The sequence below is a fragment of the Geodermatophilus poikilotrophus genome (assembly GCF_900111455.1).
Classification (GTDB): Bacteria; Actinomycetota; Actinomycetes; order Mycobacteriales; family Geodermatophilaceae; genus Geodermatophilus; species Geodermatophilus poikilotrophus.
This window is the reverse complement of sequence record NZ_FOIE01000007.1, coordinates 78,090-99,066: the sequence shown is the minus strand read 5'-3', so window position 1 is coordinate 99,066 and position 20,977 is coordinate 78,090. Positions and strand designations below refer to the sequence as shown.

20 protein-coding genes are annotated in these 20,977 nt (G+C 75.0%); 9 read left to right on the top strand and 11 right to left on the bottom strand.

The genetic code is table 11. The features are described from left to right. Window positions 1-40: 40 nt before the first annotated feature. The 3 genes from BMW27_RS16390 to BMW27_RS16380 all read right to left on the bottom strand — a co-directional run bounded on the left by BMW27_RS16390 (window position 41) and on the right by BMW27_RS16380 (window position 3,170). The gene (locus BMW27_RS16390; protein ID WP_091445965.1) at window positions 41-763 is read right to left on the bottom strand and encodes an MIP/aquaporin family protein; all 723 of its coding nucleotides are present in this window, start codon (window positions 761-763) and stop codon (window positions 41-43) included. Window positions 764-912: 149 nt separating this feature from the next. After that, window positions 913-2,421, bottom strand: a complete 1,509-nt coding sequence (gene glpK, locus BMW27_RS16385; RefSeq protein ID WP_091445964.1) for a glycerol kinase GlpK — start codon at window positions 2,419-2,421, stop codon at window positions 913-915. Then, window positions 2,418-3,170 carry an IclR family transcriptional regulator gene (locus BMW27_RS16380; RefSeq protein WP_091445962.1) on the bottom strand — a complete coding sequence of 251 codons (753 nt, stop codon included), beginning with the start codon at window positions 3,168-3,170 and terminating at the stop codon, window positions 2,418-2,420. The genes glpK and BMW27_RS16380 overlap by 4 nt, the downstream gene beginning before the upstream one ends. A 111-nt stretch (window positions 3,171-3,281) precedes the next feature. On the opposite strand from BMW27_RS16380, the gene BMW27_RS16375 reads away from it, so the two are divergent. Both BMW27_RS16375 and BMW27_RS16370 read left to right on the top strand, forming a co-directional pair. After that, window positions 3,282-5,009, top strand: coding sequence for a glycerol-3-phosphate dehydrogenase/oxidase (locus tag BMW27_RS16375; RefSeq protein ID WP_091445960.1), 1,728 nt, complete (start codon window positions 3,282-3,284; stop codon window positions 5,007-5,009). Window positions 5,010-5,219: 210 nt separating this feature from the next. Beyond that, window positions 5,220-6,365 (top strand): M20 family metallopeptidase, encoded by a 1,146-nt coding sequence (locus tag BMW27_RS16370; protein ID WP_091445959.1) that lies wholly within the window; start codon window positions 5,220-5,222, stop codon window positions 6,363-6,365. A 47-nt stretch (window positions 6,366-6,412) separates the two neighbouring features. On the opposite strand, the gene BMW27_RS16365 is transcribed toward BMW27_RS16370, so the two are convergent. Next, a complete protein-coding gene (locus BMW27_RS16365) occupies window positions 6,413-7,303 on the bottom strand; it encodes a GGDEF domain-containing protein (protein ID WP_091445957.1) in 891 nt (296 codons plus the stop codon). 134 nt (window positions 7,304-7,437) lie between these two features. Here BMW27_RS16365 and BMW27_RS16360 point away from each other — a divergent pair, with 134 nt between their 5' ends. Beyond that, on the top strand, window positions 7,438-8,373 hold the full coding sequence (locus BMW27_RS16360) for a hydroxymethylglutaryl-CoA lyase (RefSeq protein ID WP_091445956.1): 936 nt from the start codon (window positions 7,438-7,440) through the stop codon (window positions 8,371-8,373). 106 nt (window positions 8,374-8,479) lie between these two features. Further along, window positions 8,480-8,995 (top strand): flavin reductase family protein, encoded by a 516-nt coding sequence (locus BMW27_RS16355; protein ID WP_091445955.1) that lies wholly within the window; start codon window positions 8,480-8,482, stop codon window positions 8,993-8,995. A gap of 11 nt (window positions 8,996-9,006) precedes the next feature. Here BMW27_RS16355 and BMW27_RS16350 read toward each other — a convergent pair whose 3' ends face one another. Next, entirely contained in the window at window positions 9,007-11,283 is a 2,277-nt protein-coding gene (locus BMW27_RS16350) for a GAF domain-containing SpoIIE family protein phosphatase (protein ID WP_091445953.1), read from the bottom strand. A 145-nt stretch (window positions 11,284-11,428) separates the two neighbouring features. On the opposite strand from BMW27_RS16350, the gene BMW27_RS16345 reads away from it, so the two are divergent. Beyond that, a complete protein-coding gene (locus BMW27_RS16345; RefSeq protein ID WP_091445952.1) occupies window positions 11,429-12,232 on the top strand; it encodes a hypothetical protein in 804 nt (267 codons plus the stop codon). 134 nt (window positions 12,233-12,366) lie between these two features. Here BMW27_RS16345 and BMW27_RS16340 read toward each other — a convergent pair whose 3' ends face one another. The 3 genes from BMW27_RS16340 to BMW27_RS16330 form a co-directional block, all read right to left on the bottom strand. Further along, entirely contained in the window at window positions 12,367-12,828 is a 462-nt protein-coding gene (locus tag BMW27_RS16340) for a hypothetical protein (RefSeq protein ID WP_091445950.1), read from the bottom strand. Beyond that, window positions 12,821-13,186 (bottom strand): hypothetical protein, encoded by a 366-nt coding sequence (locus BMW27_RS16335; RefSeq protein ID WP_091445948.1) that lies wholly within the window; start codon window positions 13,184-13,186, stop codon window positions 12,821-12,823. The genes BMW27_RS16340 and BMW27_RS16335 overlap by 8 nt, the downstream gene beginning before the upstream one ends. Window positions 13,187-13,372: 186 nt before the next feature. Continuing rightward, window positions 13,373-14,365: an aldo/keto reductase gene (locus tag BMW27_RS16330; RefSeq protein ID WP_091445946.1), complete on the bottom strand. Its 993-nt coding sequence runs from the start codon at window positions 14,363-14,365 to the stop codon at window positions 13,373-13,375. A 108-nt stretch (window positions 14,366-14,473) separates the two neighbouring features. Between BMW27_RS16330 and BMW27_RS16325 the strand changes: the two genes are divergently transcribed. Genes BMW27_RS16325 through BMW27_RS16310 form a run of 4 tightly spaced genes read left to right on the top strand, consistent with a single transcriptional unit; the run spans window position 14,474 to window position 18,215 of the window. Beyond that, on the top strand, window positions 14,474-15,424 hold the full coding sequence (locus tag BMW27_RS16325; protein ID WP_091445944.1) for a siderophore ABC transporter substrate-binding protein: 951 nt from the start codon (window positions 14,474-14,476) through the stop codon (window positions 15,422-15,424). 4 nt (window positions 15,425-15,428) lie between these two features. Next, the gene (locus BMW27_RS16320; protein ID WP_091445942.1) at window positions 15,429-16,463 is read left to right on the top strand and encodes an ABC transporter permease; all 1,035 of its coding nucleotides are present in this window, start codon (window positions 15,429-15,431) and stop codon (window positions 16,461-16,463) included. After that, on the top strand, window positions 16,463-17,443 hold the full coding sequence (locus BMW27_RS16315) for an iron chelate uptake ABC transporter family permease subunit (RefSeq protein WP_091446355.1): 981 nt from the start codon (window positions 16,463-16,465) through the stop codon (window positions 17,441-17,443). The genes BMW27_RS16320 and BMW27_RS16315 overlap by 1 nt, the downstream gene beginning before the upstream one ends. Before the next feature lie 13 nt (window positions 17,444-17,456). Further along, window positions 17,457-18,215 (top strand): iron ABC transporter ATP-binding protein, encoded by a 759-nt coding sequence (locus BMW27_RS16310; RefSeq protein WP_091445940.1) that lies wholly within the window; start codon window positions 17,457-17,459, stop codon window positions 18,213-18,215. 21 nt (window positions 18,216-18,236) lie between these two features. On the opposite strand, the gene BMW27_RS16305 is transcribed toward BMW27_RS16310, so the two are convergent. From BMW27_RS16305 to BMW27_RS16295, 3 genes are all read right to left on the bottom strand, one after another. Beyond that, the gene (locus tag BMW27_RS16305; protein ID WP_091445938.1) at window positions 18,237-19,925 is read right to left on the bottom strand and encodes an alpha/beta hydrolase; all 1,689 of its coding nucleotides are present in this window, start codon (window positions 19,923-19,925) and stop codon (window positions 18,237-18,239) included. A 199-nt stretch (window positions 19,926-20,124) separates the two neighbouring features. Further along, a complete protein-coding gene (locus BMW27_RS16300; protein ID WP_091445936.1) occupies window positions 20,125-20,463 on the bottom strand; it encodes a DUF1330 domain-containing protein in 339 nt (112 codons plus the stop codon). Continuing rightward, complete coding sequence (locus tag BMW27_RS16295) at window positions 20,460-20,828, bottom strand: nuclear transport factor 2 family protein (RefSeq protein WP_091445934.1); 369 nt, start codon at window positions 20,826-20,828, stop codon at window positions 20,460-20,462. Before BMW27_RS16295 ends, BMW27_RS16300 begins: the two co-directional genes overlap by 4 nt. Between the last annotated feature and the right edge of the window lie 149 nt (window positions 20,829-20,977).

The following is a 20,977-nucleotide window of genomic DNA, read 5'->3' as shown; positions in this document are numbered from 1 at the left end:
TCGCGTCGTTGCGGTCGTGGGGAGGGTCTGGAGGGTCCGGTCAGATGGGGACGCGCGAGAGCAGGCCGCCCAGGACGGCGCCGATCAGCGGTCCTACGACCGGCACCCAGGCGTAGCCCCAGTTGCTGTCCCCCTTGCCGCGGATCGGCAGGACGGCGTGCGCGATGCGCGGGCCGAGGTCGCGCGCGGGGTTGATGGCGTAGCCGGTCGGTCCGCCGAGGGAGGCGCCGATGCCGACCACGAGCAGGGCCACCGCCAGCGGGCCGAGCTCGCCGGGCGTGTCGCCGAAGCGCAGGATGATGTAGATCAGGACGAACGTGCCGACGGCCTCGGTGACCACGTTCCACGGGGCGCTCTTGATCGCCGGTCCGGTGGAGAAGGTGCCCAGCACCGGCTCGGTCGCCGCGTCGTAGTGCCTGCGGTAGGCCAGCCAGGCGACGACGGCGCCGAGGAAGGCGCCGATCATCTGGGCGATGACGTAGACCAGGGACGACGCCAGGGTGATCGGCACGCCGGGCGCGTACTCGTCCGCGCCGCTCACCGCCAGGCCGAGGGTGACCGCCGGGTTCAGGTGTGCCCCGGAGCTCGCCCCGGCGTAGACGCCGGCGAACACGCCGATGCCCCACCCGAAGTTGATGAGCAGCCAGTTGGCCCCGTTGCCGTACGTCCCCGGGAGGACGACGTTCGCGACCACCCCGACGCCGAGGAGTAGCAGGACGCCGGTCCCGACGACCTCGCTGCCGAACACTGTCCACAGGCTCATGCGCTGCTCCTCATCACCGGTGATGCGTGGGCCCCGGAGCGGCGCCCGACCGGCTCCGCCCCGGTCGACGGCCGGGGCGGGTGACGCTATTCACACAGGTGGGAGGCGGACAACGGGTTCCGTCCGACGATGTCGGACAACCTCGCCGGTCAGCGCCGCTCGCCCCAGGCGATGCTGAGCTGCACCGCGCGCTCCCACTCCGGGTAGGCGGCGTCCAGCGCGGCGACCCGGCCGGGGTCGGGCACCCACTGCGCCGAGCGGTGCCAGTTGCGCCGCAGCGCTCCGGTGTCCGACCACACCCCGACGGCGAGCCCCGCCGCGTAGGCCGCGCCCAGGGAGACCGTCTCCCCCACCATCGGGCGCACCACCGGGCTGCCGAGCACGTCGGCCAGGAACTGCATCAGCAGGTTGTTGGTGGTCATCCCGCCGTCCACGCGCAGCGCCTCCATCGGCAGGCCGGAGTCGGCGTCCATGGCCCGGACGACGTCCCGCGTCTGCCACCCGGTCGCCTCCAGCACCGCCCGGGCCAGGTGCCCCTTGGTGACGTAGGAGGTCAGGCCGGCGACCAGCCCGCGCGCCCGGCCCTCCCAGTGCGGGGCCAGCAGCCCGGAGAACGCCGGGACGATGTAGCACCCGCCGTTGTCGGAGACGGTGCGGGCGAGGGTCTCCACCTCGGCCGCCGAGCCGATCAGCCCGAGGCTGTCGCGCAGCCACTGCACCAGGGCGCCGGTGACGGCGATCGAGCCCTCCAGCGCGTAGTGGACCGGCTCCCCCGCCAGCTGGTAGGCCACCGTGCTGATCAGCCCGTGCCGGGAGCGCACCAGGTCGGTGCCGGTGTTCTGCAGCAGGAAGCTGCCGGTGCCGTAGGTGCACTTGGCCTCGCCGGGCGCGAAGCAGGTCTGCCCGAACAGCGCCGCCTGCTGGTCACCGAGCGCGCCGCCGATGGGCAGCGGCACCGGCAGGGCGCTCGCGGTGCCGAGCACGCCGACCGACGGGCGGATCTCCGGCAGCATCGCGGCCGGGACGCCGAAGAAGTCGAGCAGGTCGGGGTCCCAGCGGCAGCGGCGCACGTCCATGAGCAGGGTCCGGCTGGCGTTGGTGACGTCGGTGACGTGCACCCCGCCGTCGGTCCCCCCGGTGAGGTTCCAGACCAGCCAGCTCTCCATCGTGCCGAACAGCAGCTCGCCGCGTTCGGCCCGCGCCCGCGCGCCCGGGACGGCGTCGAGCACCCAGCGCAGCCGCGGGCCGGCGAAGTACCCGGCCAGCTCCAGCCCGGTGCGCTCCCGCACCAGCGCGGCCTCCGGCCGGGCGGCCAGCTCCTCCACCAGCGGCCCGGTGCGGGTGTCCTGCCAGACCAGCGCGCGCACCAGCGGCCGGCCGGTGGCGCGGTCCCAGACCACCGTCGTCTCCCGCTGGTTGGCGATGCCCAGCGCCACCACCTGCCCGGGTGCGCCGGCCACGTCGCGCAGCGCCTGTGCGGCGGTGAGCTGCGTGTTCGCCCAGATCTCCTCCGGGTCGTGCTCGACCCAGCCCGGCCGCGGGAAGTGCTGCCGGTGCTCGCGCTGGCGGACCGCGACCAGCCGCCCGGCGCGGTCGAACACGATCGAGCGGGTCGAGGTGGTCCCCTGGTCCACCGCGAGCACGTACCGCTCGGTCATGCCAGCAGCTCCCGCGAGACGGCGGCCGCGGCCTCGACGACCATCGTCCGCAGCGCCGGCCGCGCCCCCTCCGCGAACAACTCCTCGGCCGGGCCGCTGACGCCCAGTGCCCCGACCACCAGGCCGCCGGGCCCGTGCACCGGCGCGGCGATCCCGCCCACGCCCAGCCGGTACTCGCCGCGCTGCTCGGCCCAGCCGCGGGCCCGGGCGGTCTGCAGCTCGGCCAGCAGCGCCGCCGGTTCGACGACGGTGCGCGGGGTGAGCGCCTCGAGCCGGGCGTCGGCCAGCGCCCGGGCCAGCGCGGGCCGGCTGGCCAGCAGCACCTTCCCGACCGCGGTCGCGTGCGCGGGCAGCACCGACCCGACCTCCAGCTCCTGCGGTGAGTCGTCAGGGCGGAACACGTGGTGGACGACGACGACCTGCAGGCCGGCCGGCGTCCCGAGCCGGACGGCGAACCCGCTGCGGGCGGCCAGCGAGTCGGCCCAGTTCGACGCCCGGGACCGCAGCTCGTTGGCGTCGAGGTAGTGCGAGCCCAGGCCCAGCAGGCCGGCACCGAGCGCGTACCGGCCGGTGCGCGGGTCCTGCTCGACGAAGCCCACCGCGAGCAGGGTGCGCAGCAGGCCGTGGGTCGTCGTCTTGGGCAGCCCGACGGCGGCCGCCAGCTCGGTGACGCCCATCTGCCCGCCGGACTCGACGATGGCGTGCAGCAGCGTGGCGGCGCGTTCGATGGACTGCACGGTGCCCGGCACGGCCGGTCACCCTAGGCCCTGCGTGTACGACGATGTCGAACGTGCGACGTCGACCGGCCTGGAGCACCGGCCTACCGTTGAGACGGAGCAGTTCCTGCAGGAGGAGTCGGCATGCCCGTAGTCCCCGCCCTCGGTCCCGAGCGGCGTGCCCGAGCCTGGGCCGAGTTGGCCGAGCAGCCGTTCGAGGTCCTCGTCGTCGGCGGCGGGGTCACCGGTGCCGGTGTCGCCCTCGACGCGGCGACCCGCGGCCTGCGGACGGCGCTGGTCGAGGCCCGTGACTTCGCCAGCGGCACGTCCTCCCGCTCGTCCAAGCTGTTCCACGGCGGGCTGCGCTACCTGGAGTCCTTCGACTTCGGCCTGGTGCGCGAGGCCCTCCACGAGCGCGACCTGAGCGTCACCCGGTTGGCCCCGCACCTGGTCAAGCCGGTGCCGTTCCTCTACCCGCTGACCCGCCACTGGGAGCGGCCGTACGTGACCGCGGGGCTCACCCTCTACGACGGGCTGGCCCGCGTCGGCGCGCTGTCGACCCCGCTGCCCCCGCAGCGGCACCTGACCCGGACCGGCGCGCGCAAGCTCTTCCCCGCGCTCAAGCCCGACGCCCTGGTCGGCGCCGTCCGCTACTACGACGCGCAGGCCGACGACGCCCGGCACACCCTCAGCGTCGCGCGCACCGCCGCCGCCTATGGCGCGACCGTCCTCAACTCCGCCGAGGTCGTGAAGTTCCACCACGCCGGCGGCCGGGTCACCGGCGTGCGGGTCCGCGACGTCGAGACCGGGCGCGAGGTCGACGTGCAGGCCGAGGTCGTCGTCAACGCCACCGGCGTGTGGACCGACGACATCCAGACCCTCGTCGGCGGACGGGGCCGGTTCCACGTGCGGGCCAGCAAGGGTGTGCACATCGTCGTGCCGCGCGACCGCATCAACGGCGAGACCGGGCTGATCCTGCGCACCGAGAAGTCGGTGCTGTTCGTCATCCCCTGGGGCAGCCACTGGATCGTCGGGACGACGGACACCGACTGGGACCTCGACAAGGCCCACCCGGCCGCGTCCCGGGCCGACATCGACTACATCCTCGAGCACGTCAACCAGGTGCTCGCCGTCCCGCTCAGCTACGACGACATCACCGGTGTCTACGCCGGCCTGCGCCCGCTGCTGGCCGGCGAGTCGGAGGTCACCAGCCAGCTCTCCCGCGAGCACGCGGTCGCCCGGCCGATGCCCGGTGTGGTGGCGGTGGCCGGTGGCAAGTACACGACCTACCGGCCGATGGCCGCCGACGCGGTGGACGCCGTCGCCGACGACGTCACCCGCTCGGTGCCGCCGAGCGTCACCGAGAACATCCCGCTGGTCGGCGCCGAGGGCTACCACGCCATGGTCAACCAGCTGCACGGGCTCAGCGAGCGCTGGGGCATCCCGCACTTCCGCGCCGAGCACCTGCTCAACCGCTACGGCTCGGAGACCCCGGAGGTGCTCGGGCTGGCCGCCGACGACCGCTCCCTGCTGGAGCCGGTGCCCGGGGCCGAGGAGTACCTGATGGTCGAGATGGTGTGGGGCGCCTCGCACGAGGGCGCGCTGCACCTCGACGACCTGCTGGCCCGGCGCACCCGCATCTCCATCGAGACGCCGCACCGGGGCGTGGAGTCCGCCGAGCCGGTCGCGCGGGCGGTGGCCGGCGTCCTGGGCTGGGACGAGGCGCGGATCCGCAACGAGGTCGACAGCTACCGCGCCCGCGTCGAGGCCGAGCGCCGCTCGCAGGAGGCCGCCGACGACCAGGCCGCCGACGCGGTGCGGATCGCCGCCCCCGACACCCGCGCCGTCGCCGTCGGACGCGCGCTCGTCTGAGGAAGGCCCCCTCTCCCTCGCGGGCGCGGGGCGGTGCCCTGGAGGGGGCCGCCGGCCGGCACCGCGGTGACATCGCGGTCCCCCGGACCGCACCGCCGCCCGGTGCGGTCCCCGGCCCTCGGCGACCCGTCGTCAGGCGCCGTCCGGGGCCTGCGCCGAGCCGCTGACCGGTCCCGTGCCGTCCCGGCGGCGCGGGTGCAGGATCGGGGCATGACGGCTCCTGTCCTCGACGTGGTCGCGCTGGTGCGGGAACTGGTCGGCCGGACGACGGTGTCCGGCGACGCGGCCGCCCAGCGCGACGTGCTCGGCACGCTGACCGACGTGCTGCGGAGCCACGCCCCGCACCTGCAGGTGACCGAGGGGCGCGACCGGGACCACCCCTGGACCCTGCTGCGGACCCCGGCCGACCCCGGCCGCCGGCAGCTGCTGCTCGCCTGCCACGTCGACACCGTCCCGGCGGCCGACCCCGGCGCCTGGCAGCGCGACCCGTTCGGCGCGGACCTCGAGGAGGGGCGGGTGTGGGGCCGCGGGGGGAGCGACATGAAGGCCGGCGTGGTCGCCGCCGCAGCCGCGCTCGCCACGGCGGACCCCGGGACCCCGGTGGCGCTGCTGCTCACCAGCGACGAGGAGATCGGCTCGAAGGGCGCCGCCGCCGCGGCCGCAGCGGTCGCCGAGCTGCCCGTGGGGGCGGTGGTCGTCCCCGAGGCGACCGGCAACCAGGTGGTCCTCGGCCACAAGGGCGCGCTGTGGCTCGCCGTCCGCACCGCGGGCCGCGCCGCCCACGGCAGCACGCCCGAGCGCGGGCACAACGCCGTCCTCGACCTGGTCGCCGTCCTCGGCCGGGCCGGTGGGGCGCTCCCGCTGCGCAGCGACGCCTTCCTCGGCACGGAGACCTGGAACCCCGGCGTCGTCGCCGGCGGCACGGTGCCCAACGTGGTCCCCGACCGCGCCGAAGCGGTCGTCGACATGCGGACCGTGGCCGCCGGCGAGGAGCTGCTGGCCTGGTGGCGGGAGCAGCCGGAGGTCGCCGACGTCGAGGTGCGCGTGGACCTGCCGCCCGTCGGAACTCCCGCCGACGACCCGTGGGTGGCCTCGCTGCCCGCGGCGGCACTGCCCACCCCGGCCACCTACTTCACCGACGCCTCGGTGCTCGTGCAGGTGGTGGCCGGCGCGCCCATCGTGGTGTGGGGCCCGGGCACCCCCGCGGTGATGCACGCCGTCGACGAGTACGTGGAGGTCGCCGAGGTGGAGCAGGCCGCGGCCGCCTTCGCCGACGTCGTCACCCGCTGGGACGGTGCACCCGCAGGGTCCCGCCCGGCCCCGTCCAGAGGCTCACCGCGAGCTCGCGAGCGGTGAGGAGGACGGGGTCCTCTCACGAGTGGCGCGGGGTGGGGGTTCCTCCCTCAGCTCCGCCGCGCGGCCTTGTCGACGTACATGGCGTCGTCGGCCTCCCGCACCAGTCCCCCGAACGCCCGCTCGGGGTCGATGCCGCCTTCCACGGTGCCGATCCCGATGCTGATCGACAGCGGGATGGTCAGCCCGCCGGCCAGCTGCAGCGGCTCGTCCACCCGGTCCCGCAGCCGGATGGCGAGCGCCTCGGCGTCGGCCCGCCCGCTGTTCTCGCAGACGATGCTGAACTCGTCCCCGCCGACCCGGGCCGCCGTGTCGCTGGCCCGCAGCACTGAGGTCAGCCGCTCGGCGAAGGCGATGAGCACCGCGTCGCCGACGGGGTGGCCGTGGACGTCGTTGATCGTCTTGAAGCCGTCGAGGTCGACGCCCAGCAGGCTGGTCGGCGTCCGCTCGCGGCGACCCCGTTCGAGGGCGTGCTGGAGGCGGTCGGTGAAGAGGGCCCGGTTGGGCAGGCCGGTGAGCGGGTCGTGCAGCGACCGGTGCACCAGTGCGGCTTCGAGGCGCTTGCGGTCGGTGATGTCCTCGACGATCGCCACCACGTGCGGCGGGTCGCCCTCGGGCGTCTCCGGCACCCAGGAGGAGGTGACCTGCACCGGTACGACGCCGCCGTCCGCCCGCACCAGCCGGGTCTCGTGCCGCATCATCCTGCGCTCCTGGAGGAGCTCGGCGAACGCCTCGATGGCGGCCGGGCGGTTGTCGGGGTGGACGAGGTCGAGCATCGAGCGGCCGTAGAGCTCCTCGGCGGTGTACGCGAGCATCGCCGCCAGCGCCGGGTTGGCGTCGACGATGAGACCGGCCGGCGTGGCGAGCGCGATCCCCATGGGCGCGTTGGCGAACGCGCTCCGGCGATCCGCCGGGGGCAGCGTGTCCGCCGCACTGGTCACTTCCCACCTCCGTGCCGGTCATCCTGCGCCGACACGCCTCGTTGCTGCAGCTCGTCGGCCCAGGAGCGTCCGAGTGGTTCCACGTGGAACCCGGCGCCGGGGCAGGATGTCACGTGACCGACCGAGGAGGGCCCGTGAACGAGTTCGACCTGGTGCTGCCCGCGACGGTGGACGTCCGCGAGGTCGGCATGCGCGACGGCCTGCAGCTGGAGGCGCCGGTGCCGCTGGAGGGCAAGCTGGCGATGCTGGAGGCGCTCGTGGCCACCGGCGTCCGCCGGATCGAGGTGACCTCCTTCGTCTCGCCCAGGGCGGTCCCGGCCCTGGCCGACGCCGACCAGCTGGCCGCCGAGCTGTCCTCCTTCACGGGCGTGCACTTCTCCGCCCTGGTCGCCAACGCCCGGGGCGCCACCCGCGCGGTGGACGCGGGGGTCGCCCACCTCGAGTACGTCGTCTCCGCCTCCGACGGGCACAGCCGGGCCAACGCCGGCCGCTCCACCGCCGAGGCCGTCGCGGCGGTCGGCGAGATCGCCGCCCTGGCCCATGGCGCCGGCGGGTCGCTGGAGGTGGTGGTCGCCACCGCCTGGGACTGCCCCTTCGACGGCCGCACGCCGATCCCCCGCACCGTGGACGTCGCCCGCGCCGCGGTCACTGCCGGCGCCGACCGGCTGTGCCTGGGCGACACCATCGGCACGACCACCCCGATGCGGGTGGTGCAGTTGCTCGACGCCGTCCGCCGGGCGTGCCCCGGGGTCGAGGTCGGCGTCCACTTCCACGACACCCGCGGCACCGGGCAGGCCAACGCGCTGGCCGCCGTCCAGGCGGGGGTGACCCAGCTGGACTCCTCGGTCGGCGGCCTGGGCGGCTGCCCGTTCGCGCCGGGTGCCAGCGGCAACATCGCCACCGAGGAGCTCGTCTACATGCTCGAGGAGTCCGGTGTGCACACCGGGATCGACCTCGACGCCGTCCTCGCCGCCGCCCGGGTCACCGAGCAGGCCGTCGGCCGCCCGCTGCCCGGCTCGCTGTACCGGGCGGGCGGACGCTCGGTGCCCCGCCCGGCTCCCGTCGGGTGAGGCCGCCGGGGGCGCCCGAGCCGACGGCGGCCAGGAGCGGACCCCCGGTGGAGCCGGACCGGAGGACCCGCCCGGGTACGCGCGCCCCCGTGGTTGGCTGGAGGTCATGAGCCAGCCGCCGTCCGGGGGGAGTGCGGTCGACCCCCGCACCATGCGCGACGTCCTCGGCCACTTCGCGTCCGGCGTCACCGTGGTGACCGCGCAGGGCGAGGACGGGCCGATCGGCTTCACCTGCCAGTCGTTCAGCTCGCTGTCGCTGGACCCGCCGCTGGTCGTCATCGCGCCCGCGCGCACGTCCCGCACCTGGCCGCGGCTGCGCGCGCTCGGCCGCTTCTGCGTCAACGTGCTCGCCGAGGACCAGGTCGAGCTGTCGGCCCGGTTCGCCCGCTCCGCCGTCGACAAGTTCGCCGGGGTGTCGTGGCGGCCCAGCCCGTCGGGCCAGCCGGTGCTCGACGACGTCGTCGCCTGGATCGACTGCGAGCTGTGGGCGGAGTACGACGGCGGCGACCACACCCTCGTCGCGGCCCGGGTGCTGGACCTGGGCGCCGACCCGGGACGGCGGCCGCTGCTGTTCCACCGCGGCGCCTACGGCCTGCTGGAGACCCGCGCGGCCGAGGGGTAGGCGGGCCGGCCCTAACAGAACCGGACGGCGATCAGCGCGACGTCGTCCCGCCCGTCCAGCGAGCCGGCGACCGCGGCGTCGCACAGCTGCCGGGGAGCGGCGCCGGCCGGGGCGGCGACCAGGCGCTCGACCAGCTCGGCGATGCCCTCGTCGAGGTCGGTGCCGGGGCGCTCGATGAGGCCGTCGGTGTAGGCCAGCAGCGTGGCCGCGCGCGGCAGGTCGATCGCCGTCGACCGCCGGGGCAGGGTGCCGTCGACGCCGATCAGCAGGCCGGTCACCCCGTCCAGCAGCTGCACCTCCCCGTCGGGCGTGCGCAGCAGCGGCGGCGGGTGGCCGGCGCTGGCCAGGTACACCCGCCACGGTGCGCCGTCCTCCGCGGGGGGCACCGCCCGCGCGTAGACCATCGTGGCCATCGAGGCCACACCCAGCCCCTGCACCAGCCGGTCCACCCGCGCGAGGACGGCGGCGGGGTCGGGGTCCGGTGCCTCCCACGCGCACGCCCGGATCAGCCCGCGCAGGTGCCCCATCGCCGCTGCGGCCGCGACGTCGTGGCCGACGACGTCCCCGATCACCACGCCGATGGAGCCGTCGGGCAGGTGCAGCAGGTCGTAGAAGTCACCGCCCACGTCGGCCGCCGTCGAGGCGCTGACGTAGTGCGCGGCCGACTCCACCCCGGGGATCACCGGCAGCTGCGGCAGCAGCGACCGCTGCAGCGTGTCGGCGACGGTGTGCTCCTGCTGGTAGAGGCGCACGTTGTCCATCGCCAGGGCGGCGCGGCGGGCGAGGTCCTCGGCGAGGTCGACGTCCTCTTGGCCGAAGGGGCGCCCGGTGTCGCGGCGCCCCAGCAGGATGGCGCCGCGGGTGCGCCGGCGGGCGACCATCGGGACGGCGAGCAGCGACCCCACCCCCAGCCGCTCGGCCGCCTCGCGGGTCGCCGCGGAGGAGAAGAGCCCGTCCAGGTCGCCGGCGTGGGGGACCAGCACCGGCCGCGACGTGGCGATGCTGCGCCGGGTCGGGGAGACCTCCGGCAGGTGCCCGACGTGCTGGGTGGCCAGCAGCCGCAGCTCGTCGGCGAAGCCGTCCCGGTGGCGGGAGGCGGTCTCCCGGACGGTTCCGCCGTCGTCGACCAGGCTGATGAACACCCAGTCGGCGAGCAGGGGCACGCACAGCCGGGCCAGCCGGTCGAGGAGGTCGGTGAGGTCGAGCGTGGCGATGAGCGTGGTCGTCGCCTCGGCCATCAGCGCGAGGTGGCCCTGGACGCGCTCGGCGTCGGCGCGCGCCCGCTCGGCGTCGGCCTGCGCCCGTTCGGCGGCCGCCCGGGCCAGCTCGGCCTCCTGCCGGGCGGTCTGCTCGGCGGCGAACGCGGCCTCCCGCTCGTGCTCGACCCGCACCCGCTCGGTGACGTCGGTCTGCACGCCGACGAAGCTGACCAGCTCTCCCTCGCCGTCGAAGACCGGGCTGATCGACAGCTGGTTCCAGAAGGCGGTGCCGTCCTTGCGGTGGTTGAGCAGGACGGTGGTGATCGCCTGGCGCGCGTCCAGCGCGGCCCGGATCTCCGCGACGGTCGCGGGGTCGGTGGCCGGGCCCTGGAGGAAGCGGCAGTTCCGGCCCACCACCTCCTCCGCGGAGTAGCCGGTGATGCGGCTGAAGGAGGGGTTGACCCAGACCAGTGGGTCGTCCGGTCGGCGGGGGTCGGTGATGGTGAAGGCGATGTCGGTGGCGACGACCGCCCGTTCGCGCAGCGCCTGGAGCTGGGCGCCGGCCGGGTCGGACGCGCCGCCGTCCACCTCGAGGAAGACGACCAGGGACAGGTGCTCGTCGCCGTCGGGCCGGGACAGCGGGAAGCCGGTGACCCACAGCAGCTGGTCGCGCCGGGCGCCGTCCCGCTGGCCCCGACCGGGCCCGATCCGCACCGCCTCCCCGGTGACCGGCAGGCCCTGGGCGACCAGCGACAGCGGGCCGGACGTGCTGGCCAGGGGCTGCCCGCCCAGGTCGGTGAGGCCGACCGAGGAGCCCCACGTGTCGATGTCGACGGGGAGGCGGACGTTGCCGGCCAGCTCCACCGCGGCGGTGTTGGCGTACGTGACGGCCCCGACGCTGCGGTCGATGAGCAGCACGGCCACCGGCACGTCGGCCAGCACGCCGGGCAGCGCGGTCGACGCGGTGCCGGCGCGCTCGGAGAGGACGGCGGTGGCGGCGCTGACGACGCCGGCCTCCTCACGGCCCACGATGCCGTCGGGACGCTGGACGGGGGACTCGTCCCGCGGTCGGTCCCGCTCGGCCGGCACGGCACGACAGTAACCACGCGGCCTCGCGCCCGGCCACCACGGGCCCCGTCTGACCTGCGGTCGGGGTGCGGGAGGTGTGGGCGGCGGCCCCGCGGGAACCCAGCCGGAGGGGTACGTCGTTCCCCTCCGGAAGGAGACGATCGCCATGGGACTGCTCGACCGGCTGTTCGGCCGCCGCCGATCCGGCTCCGACCACGGCTACCAGCACGGGTACGACGGGTACCAGGCCACGCCGCAGTACGGCGGGTACCGGCCATCGCCTCCGCAGCACGGTGGCGCGCAGGGCGGTGCACCCACCGACCAGCAGGCGATCGAGCGCTACCGCTACCTGCTGCGCACCGCGCCGCCGGACCAGATCGAGGAGGCGCACGCCGAGGCGTTTGCCCAGCTCACCCCGCAGCAGCGGCAGGAGGTGCTGGTCCAGCTCGCCGCCGCGGTGCCCTCCTCGGAGCGGCCGCGGTCGGACGACCCGCGCTCCCTCGCCCGCGCGGCCACGCGTGCAGAGGTGCGCCAGCCCGGCACGCTGGAGCGGGCCTTCGGCGGCGGCTTCGGGGGCGGCGGCTCCGGCCCGGGGTACGGCGGCGGCTACGGCCCTGGCTACGGCCCTGGCTACGGCCCTGGCTACGGCGGCGGGTACGGCCGCGGCTACGGCGGGCCGGGCTTCGGCAGCACCCTGGGCGCCAGCCTGCTCGGCACCGTGGGCGGCCTGGTGGTCGGCACCGCGGTCGCCGACGCGCTGTTCGACACCGGCCTCGGCGACGGCGGCCTGTTCGGCGGGGGTGACGAGGAGGCCTACGCCCAGGGCGTCGAGGACGGCGCGGGTGGGGACGGCGACTACGGCGGCGACCCGGGTGGGGACCTCGCCGGGGGCGCCGACCCGGGCGGCGACTTCGGTGGGGACTTCGGCGGCGGCGACTTCGGTGGGGACTTCGGCGGCGGGGAGTTCTGACCGGACCCCGTCCTCCCCACCCTCCGCAGGCTCAGGGCGGGACCCGGCAGCGAGGCCACCGCCGCTCGGTCCGCTGCTCCGCGGTGGTGTGCACCTCGGGCGCGTCCCCGCCCGTGACGCGCCTCGGGTGCACATCACCCAGCCGTCGTGTCCGCGCCTCCGCTCGGCCACGAGGAGGCCTGGCGCCGGGCTAGCCGGCGCAGGAAGAGCAGCCCGAGCACCGGCAGCACCAGCGGGATGAACAGGTAGCCGCGGCCGTACGCCGACCACACCGTCTCGTCCGGGAACGCGGCCGGGTCCAGCAGCGACAGCGTGCCGACGACGAGGACGCCGACGAGCTCGACGGTGATCGCGACCAGCGCGGTGCGACGCCCGCCCAGGGCGAGGGCCACGGTCGCCACCACGTAGACCACCGCGGCCAGCGCGGAGAGCAGGTAGGCGACCGGCGCCTCGGTGAAGCGGGTCGACAGCTGGACGGCGGCCCGCGCGCCGGCCGCCAGGGCGAAGACGCCGTACACGGCGACGAGCACCCGCCCGGGCCCGCCGGCGGCCGCGGGCCGCTCCTCCGCCGGCCGGTCCCCCGTCGCCTCAGCCACCTGTCGCCTCCCACAGCTGCTGCAGCCGCCAGACCATGACCCCGACGGTCCCGGCGGCCACCGCGAGCACGGTGCCCGCCCACCGGGTCGGCTCGGACCGCGCCCACAGCGCCCCCGCGACCGGCAGCAGCACGATGCCGGCGAGGTAGCCGAGGAACGTGGGGGTGTCGGCCGGGCGGTCCCCGCGGACCAGCAGGACGACGGCGAGCACCGCCTGGACCAGCAGCAGGACCTCCAGCAGCGCCGCGCCCCCCAGGTGCAGCAGGCCGATCCGCCGCCCGGCGAGGGTCGAGGCGATCCCGGCCAGCGCGAGCAGCGCGGCGGTGACGGTCACCGCGACCACCAGCACGGGCGTCACCGGGGGGACCCCGGGGCGGTGGTGTCGGGCACGGCCGCCATCCTCCCGCGCACGGGGCGGCCACCCTCCAGGACCCCACCGGCCCGGTTCAGAGGCTCGCCGCGGCCTCGTCCCGGGTACCGCCCTGAGCCTGCGAAGGGTGGGGAGGACGGGGTCCTCCTCCGGTGCGGAGGAGGGGGTCCTCCGTCAGCGGTGCACGGTGGACATGTCCGCGTAGCGGTCGCCCGTCGTCGCGCCGGCCGGAGCCGCGTCGTCGAGCCGGCGCAGGTCGTCGTCGGTCAGCCGGACGTCGGTGGCCGCGGCGTTCTCCTCCAGGTAGGCCACCCGCTTGGTGCCCGGGATCGGCACGATGCCCGGGTTGCCGGCGCGGTCGCTCTGGGCCATGACCCAGGCCAGCGCCAGCTGGGTGGCGGTCACGCCCTTCTCGTCGGAGATCTCGCGGACCCGGTCGACCAGCTCGAGGTTCCGCGTGAGGTTCTCGCCCTGGAAGCGCGGGCTCTTCCGCCGGTAGTCGTCGGGCGGCAGGTCGTCGACGCTGCGGATCCGGCCGGAGAGGAACCCGCGGCCGATCGGTGAGTAGGCGACGAAGCCGATGCCCAGCTCGGCACAGGTGGCCAGCACGCCGTCGTCCTCGGGGTCCCGGGACCACAGCGAGTACTCGGTCTGGACGGCGGTCACCGGCTGCACCGCGTGCGCCCGGCGGATGGTCTCCGGCGCGGCCTCGGAGATGCCGGCGTGCCGGACCTTGCCGGCCTCGACGAGCTCCCGCAGCGCGCCCCAGGTGTCCTCGACCGGCACGGTGGTGTCGACCCGGTGCTGGTAGTAGAGGTCGACGTCGTCGACGCCGAGTCGCTGCAGCGAGGCGTCGCAGGCGCGCCGCACGTAGTCCGGCGAGCCGTTGATGCCGCGGAAGGAGCCGTCCTCGCCGCGCTCGTTGCCGAACTTGGTGGCCAGCACGACCTCGTCCCGCCGGCCGGCGATGGCCCTGCCGACCAGCCGCTCGTTGGTGAACGGGCCGTACATGTCCGCGGTGTCGAGGAAGGTGACGCCGAGGTCGAGCGCCCGCCGGATGGTGCGCTCGGCCTCCGCCTGGTCGCCGGTGCCGTAGAACTCGCTCATCCCCATGCAGCCCAGGCCCTGGGCCGAGACGGTCAGCTGTCCCAGTGTGCGGTTCTCCATGGGCCCTCCCTGCCCCTCGGGACCCCTGGTTGACACGTGCAACGGGACGTGTGGCAGGTTAGGCAGGCCTCACTTAGCCAAGCCTCACCTCAGCACGACAGGAGCACGATGCGCACGCAGGCCCGGCCGCTGGCCGCCCTCTCCCTCACCGTGGCCACCGCCCTCGCCGTCAGCGCCTGCGGTGGCAGCGAGGACACCACCGCCGAGGCCTCCTCGGACTCCGCCGAGGTCACGGTCTCCCACGCGCAGGGCGAGACCGCTGTCCCGGCCGACCCGCAGCAGGTCGTCGTCTTCGACGTCGGCGTCCTGTCGACGCTGGACAGCCTCGGCGTCGAGGTGGCCGGTGTGCCGGAGGCGACCTACCCGGAGTCGCTGGCGCAGTACGGCGGGGACGAGTACGCCAAGGTCGGCTCGCTGTTCGAGCCGGACTACGAGGCCGTCAACGCCCTGGAGCCGGACCTGATCATCGTCGGCGGGCGCTCGGCGGCGGTGTACCCGCAGCTGGCCGAGATCGCCCCGACCATCGACCTGACCGTCGACAACGGCGACTTCCTGGCCTCCTTCGAGGAGCGGGTGACCACCCTGGCCGAGGTCTTCGGCGAGGAGGACGCCGTCGCCGACCGGCTGGTCGCGCTGGACCAGCGGGTCACCGAGGTGGAGGCGGCCGCGCAGGGCGCGGGGGACGCGCTCTTCGTGATGACCAACGCCGGCGAGGTCAGCGCCTACGGCCCGGAGACCCGATTCGGCCTGGTCTACGAGGAGCTGGGGCTGACCCCCACCGACGAGGGCCTGACCGCGGCCGACCACGGCGACGCCATCTCCTTCGAGTACATCGCCGAGGAGGACCCCGACATCCTGCTGGTGCTCGACCGTGACGCCGCCATCGGGGAGTCCGGCACGGCCGCGCAGCAGGTGCTCGACAACGAGCTGGTCCGCGGGACGACGGCGTGGGAGAACGGCGACGTCCACTACCTCAACTCGTCCGTCTGGTACATCGCGCCGAACGGCCTGCCGTCGGTCGAGCAGATGGTCGAGGAAGTCGGCGCAGCGGTCCGGTGAGTCGATGAGCAGCACGACCGGACGACGCGGCGGCGCCGCACCCGCCCCCTCCGGGCAGGTGCGGCGCCGCCGCGGTGTGCAGCGGTGGCACGTCGCCGTCGCGCTGGGCGCCCTGGCACTCGCCGCGGTCGCGTCCCTGTTCACCGGGGTCAGCGACCTGACGCCGACCGACCTGCTCGACCCCGACGAGGCGCAGACCCGGGTCCTGTGGACCAGCCGGGTGCCCCGGCTGCTCGCCATCCTGCTGGCCGGATCGGCGATGGCCGTGGCCGGGCTGGTGATGATGCACCTGACCCGCAACCGGTTCGTCTCCCCGCAGACCGCCGGGACGACGGAGTGGGTGGGGCTGGGCATCGTCGTCGCGACGCTGTCCTTCGGCGGGACGTCCGTGTTCGGCAAGATGACGATCGGCGTGGCGTTCGCGCTGGTCGGCACCGCCTTGTTCGTCTGGCTGCTGCAGCGGCTGGTGCTCACCGACGTGGTCGTGGTCCCGCTGGTCGGCATCCTCCTCGGCGGCGTGGTGAGCGCGGTGACGACCTTCCTGGCCTACCGCTTCGACCTGCTCCAGTCGGTGGACGTGTGGATGAACGGCGACTTCTCCGGCGTCCTGGCCGGCCGCTACGAGCTGCTCTGGCTGGTGCTGGCCGCCACCGTGGTCGCCTACCTGTGGGCCGACCGGTTCTCCGTCGCCGGCATGGGCGAGAGCTTCGCGATCAACCTCGGCGTCCCCTACACCCGGGTCGTCATGGTGGGCCTGGCCATCTCCTCGGTCGTCACCGCGATCGTCGTGGTCAGCGTCGGCTCCATCCCCTTCCTGGGCCTCGTCGTCCCCAACCTGGTCACCCTGGCGATGGGGGACAACCTGCGTCGCGTGCTGCCGGTGACCGCGCTGACCGGTGCGGCGTTCGTGCTGGTCTGCGACGTCCTGGCCCGCACCATCCGGTACCCGTACGAGGTGCCGGTCGGGATGATCGGCGGGGTCGTCGGCGGCGTGCTGTTCATCTGGCTGCTGCTGCGCGCGCGGGACCGGGCGGTGTGATGACCGCCGTCCTCACCGCGTCGCAGCGGGCGACCCGCCGCCGGCGCACGCTGCTCGTGCTCGGCGTCCTCACCCTGGCCGTCGTGGCCGCCTACCTCACCGTCGACGTCACCGGCTCCTGGGGCTACGCGCTGCAGCAGCGCGGCCGCCGGCTGGCCGCCATGGCGGTCGTCGCCGTGGCGGTCGCGGTCTCCACCGTGCTGTTCCAGACGGTCACCGGCAACCGGATCCTGACCCCGGAGATCATGGGGTTCGACCGGCTGTTCGTGCTGATCCAGACCGTCGGGGTGTTCTTCCTCGGCGCAGCCACCGTCACCACGACCGACCCGCGGCTGCGCTTCGCCATCGAGGTCGTCGTCTTGATCGGCTTCGGCGCCGTCCTCCACCGGTCGCTGTTCGGCCGCACCGAGCGCGACGTGTACGTGCTGGTGCTGCTCGGCGTGGTGCTCGGCTCGACGTTCACCAGCCTCACCCTGCTGGTGTCCCGGCTGATCGACCCCAACGAGTTCCTCACCCTGCAGGACCTGCTGTTCGCCAGCTTCACCTCCGTCGACCGGCAGATGTTGGCCCTGTCCGCCGTCCTCGTCGCGCTGGTCACCCTCGGTGTCTGGCGGCTCCTCCCCCGGCTGGACGTCGTGGCCCTGGGCCGCGACACCGCCGTGGGCCTGGGTGTCGAGCACCGCCGGGTGGTCAACCGGGCGCTGCTGGCCGTCGCCGTCCTCGTCGCCGTGGCCACCGCGCTGGTCGGGCCGATCACCTTCCTCGGCCTGCTGGTGGCCAACCTGGCCCGCCAGCTGCTGGGCACCCACCGGCACGCCTGGGTGCTGCCGGGGGCCGCGCTGCTGGCGGTGCTCGCGCTGGCCGGCGGGCAGCTAGTCCTCGAGCAGCTGTTCGGCTTCAACTCCAGCCTCGGCGTCGTGGTCAACTTCGTGGGCGGGATCGTCTTCATCGCCCTCCTGATCCGGGAGCCTCGTCAGTGAGGGGACAGAGCCAGTGATCGAGATCGAGTCCGTCTCCAAGTCCTACGGCGGCGTCCGCGTGCTGGACGACGTCTCGCTGACCATCCCGACCGGCGGGATCACCTCGCTGATCGGCGCCAACGGTGCGGGCAAGTCCACGCTGCTGTCGGTGGCCTCCCGGCTGCTGCCCGCCGACGGCGGCCGGGTGCGCGTCGACGGGATGGACGTCGCGACGACGCCGGGGCCGGTGCTGGCCCGGCGGCTGGCGGTGCTGCGCCAGGAGAACGCGATGTCGGTGCGGCTGACCGTCCGCGAGCTGGTGGCCTTCGGTCGCTTCCCGCACTCCGGTGGCCGGCTGACCGCGGAGGACCACCGCCTGGTCGACGAGGCGCTGGCCTGGTTCGAGCTGGGCCCGCTGGCCGACCGGCACCTCGACCAGCTCTCCGGCGGGCAGCGGCAGCGCGCCTACGTCGCGATGGTGATGTGCCAGGGCACCGACCACGTGCTGCTCGACGAGCCGCTGAACAACCTCGACATGCGGCACGCCGTCCAGATGATGCGGATGCTGCGCGGCATGGCCGACGAGCTGGGCCGCACCGTCGTCCTCGTCGTCCACGACGTCAACGTCGCCTCCTGCTACTCCGACCGGATCGTCGCGATGCGGGAGGGCCAGCTGGTCGCCGAGGGCCCGACGCCGGAGCTGATGACGCCGGAGCTGCTGCGCAAGGTGTTCGACGTCGAGGTCGAGGTGCACGAGCTGGCCGGACGGCGGATCGGCGTCCCCTGGTCGTGACCCGAGCCGCGGGCCGGCGGCCTACCCGGTGGCCGCGCCCGTCCGGACGCCGCCGCTGAGGGCGGGCGTCGGGACCGGGTCGAACGCCGCGCGGTCCTGGGTGCACACCGTCCCCGCCGGCGGGGTGGCCCCGGTGAGCAGGTACTGCGTGGCCAGCGAGGCCGCGCAGCTGCTCGCGGGGAGCGCGCCGTGCCCGACACCGTCGACGGTCAGCAGGGTGCTGTTCGGCAGCAGGTTGTGCACTGCCACCGCGTTGCGGTAGGGCGTGGCAGGGTCGTACCGGTTGCCGATGACGAGCACCGGGTTGCGGGTCCAGCTGTCCCAGGGGCCGGTGTGGCGTTCGGTCGAGCGACCGGTCCACGACGCGCAGACGAGCCCGAGGTACGCCCATCGGGAGCCGACGTAGGGCGCGGTCGTGGCGCCCAGTGCGCGCCCGACCTCGCCGTAGCGGTACGGGTCGCGCGGGTTGTCGGTGTCGCCGCAGGTGATGGCGGCGTTCGCGTCGGGGTAGTTGGCGTAGCCCTCGGGTGTCGGGGGCTGCGGCAGGCCCTCCACGACGGCGGCCACGGCGGCGCCGTCACCGCTGTACGCCGCCTGCAGCAGCTGGCCGAGGAGCGGCCACGCGGCCCCGTCGTAGAGCAGGCTCACGGTCACCGTGACCAACGTCGAGTAGGTCAGCGGCTGCGCCGGCTGGCCGGGCACCGGGACCAGCAGCGGAGCGGTCCGCAGCCGGCCGGCGAGCTCGGCGTACTTCTGCTCGGGGTCCCCGTCCGCGGCGAACACGCACCGGGGCGGTCCCGCCTGCGCGCACAGCTCGAGGAACCGGTCCAGGGTCTCGGCGCTGCCCGCCGCACCGCCCTCGCGGATCCAGCTGATGGTGTCGGGAGGACCGCTGGCCCAGGCGGGGTCCACCACGCTGTCGAGGACCAGGGCCCCAGTGCGCGTGGGGAACGTGTTGGCGACCACCTGGCCCAGGAAGGTGCCGTAGGACAGGCCGAACAGGTTGATCCGCGAGTCGCCCAGCGCGGCGCGCAGGACGTCGAGGTCGCGGGCGAACTGCAGGGTGCCGACGTGGTCGAGCAGGTCTCCGTTGCGGGCCCGGCACTCCTCCGCGAACGCGCGCACCTGCGCGATCGCCTGCTCCTCCTGGACCCGGTCGGTGGGGAAGTCGGCCAGCGTGGCGTAGGGCAGGGCGGCCTGCTCGGCGGTGCTCCCCGTGCACTGCACCGGCTCGCTCCCGCCGGTCCCGCGCGGGTCGACGCCCACCAGGTCGTAGCGCGCGAGCACCTCCGGTGGGAACAGGAGCCGGCCCACCTCGCGCACGGTCGCCGCCGCCGGCCCGCCCGGGCCGCCGAAGTTGACGAACAGGGTGCCGATCCGGTTCACCGGGTCGGCCGCGGGCAGGCGCACCGCGTGCAGGCTGAACGTGCGGCCCTGCGGGTCGGCGTAGTCGTACGGGACGTCGATGTCTGCCTGCTGGAAACCGTCGCCCAGGTCGGTCCAGGCGACCGACGGCACCGGCACGCCCGGCACCCCACCCGGTGGGGGCTCGCCCTGACCGCTCTGCACCGCCCCCGGCACGACCGGCGCTGCCGGAGCGGCGGCCGCGACGCCGCCGAGCGGCACGGCGAGCAGCGCTGCGGAGGTCGCCGCCGCACAGGCGGCGGCCGCGATCCGGCGCCGCAGGCGGTGGCATGAGGTGATCGGCATGGGTCCCCCCGTGGTCCGTTCCCGCACCCGGCCGTCCTGGCCTGGTCCGGCCTCGTCAGGCGAGCACTGTGCCGGTGTCCCCACCGCCCGCGGAAGTGCCGACTGCGCGACGCCTCTCGGCCGTCCGGGAACCCGGGCCGCAGCACTCGGGAGAGATCGGAGCGGACGGCCCGGGCTCGACGTCCCGGGCCGTCCGCGGTCACGGCTGCCCGGCCAGGACGTCGGTGGCCCGGTGCGGCCCGGGCACGCCCTCCACCAGGACCGCCCAGCCGGTGCTGGACCCGGTCCGCAGGCCGACGATCTCCTGGTAGGCCGCCGAGGAGTACCAGGCGCGAGCACCGTCGGGGTCCGGGAAGCCGATGACCACGAGGTCGCCACGCCACGGCCCCTCCACGACCTCGGCCCGGGCGCCGTGCACCAGGAACCGTCCTCCGAAGGGCTCGAGGGTGGCGTCGATCCGGGTCAGGTACTCCACGATCGGCGGGCCCACCGTCACCGTCTCGAGGTGGGCGACGGCGTAGGAGCCGTACCCGCTCACTGCTGCGGGACCCGGTCGAGGAAGCCGGAGACCCGGTCGAAGCGGCCGTCGCCGTCCGTGACGGCCACGTCGGAGCCGACCACCGGCGGCTCCTCCCCCTCCGGGCCCAGTCCCCAGGTGAAGCGCACCTGGTCGTGGTGGGCGTCGACGGGCCCGGCGAGCCGGAACACCCATCCCGGGAACTGCTCGTGCACCGCGGCGATCGTCGCGTCGATGCCCTCGTGCCCCCGGACGTCGACCAGCGGGTCGACGTAGCGGGCGTCCTCGGTGAAGAGCGCCGCGACCGCCCGTCGGCGGGCCTGCGGCTCGGTCTCGTTCCACGCGGCGATGTACCGCTGGACCTGGGTGACGGTGTCCTCGGGCACGTCCGTCCTCCTCGCTGTCGGACCGGCGCCGGGGTGGCTCCGGTCAGTCCTGAGGCTGCGCGGGGGCGGGGTGGTCCGTCGATGACCTCCCAGGTCATGGGCCCCTACCTCCGAGGTAGGTGCCGGGCGGCCGGGCCGCCCGTAGCGTC

Bases quoted from the DNA above. Each gene is read 5' to 3' on its own strand.
- BMW27_RS16390 (WP_091445965.1), bottom strand. From the start codon at position 763: ATGAGCCTGTGGACAGTGTTCGGCAGCGAGGTCGTCGGGACCGGCGTC.
- glpK (WP_091445964.1), bottom strand. From the start codon at position 2,421: ATGACCGAGCGGTACGTGCTCGCGGTGGACCAGGGGACCACCTCGACC.
- BMW27_RS16375 (WP_091445960.1), top strand. From the start codon at position 3,282: ATGCCCGTAGTCCCCGCCCTCGGTCCCGAGCGGCGTGCCCGAGCCTGG.
- BMW27_RS16370 (WP_091445959.1), top strand. From the start codon at position 5,220: ATGACGGCTCCTGTCCTCGACGTGGTCGCGCTGGTGCGGGAACTGGTC.
- BMW27_RS16355 (WP_091445955.1), top strand. From the start codon at position 8,480: ATGAGCCAGCCGCCGTCCGGGGGGAGTGCGGTCGACCCCCGCACCATG.
- BMW27_RS16345 (WP_091445952.1), top strand. From the start codon at position 11,429: ATGGGACTGCTCGACCGGCTGTTCGGCCGCCGCCGATCCGGCTCCGAC.
- BMW27_RS16330 (WP_091445946.1), bottom strand. From the start codon at position 14,365: ATGGAGAACCGCACACTGGGACAGCTGACCGTCTCGGCCCAGGGCCTG.
- BMW27_RS16325 (WP_091445944.1), top strand. From the start codon at position 14,474: ATGCGCACGCAGGCCCGGCCGCTGGCCGCCCTCTCCCTCACCGTGGCC.
- BMW27_RS16320 (WP_091445942.1), top strand. From the start codon at position 15,429: ATGAGCAGCACGACCGGACGACGCGGCGGCGCCGCACCCGCCCCCTCC.
- BMW27_RS16315 (WP_091446355.1), top strand. From the start codon at position 16,463: ATGACCGCCGTCCTCACCGCGTCGCAGCGGGCGACCCGCCGCCGGCGC.
- BMW27_RS16305 (WP_091445938.1), bottom strand. From the start codon at position 19,925: ATGCCGATCACCTCATGCCACCGCCTGCGGCGCCGGATCGCGGCCGCC.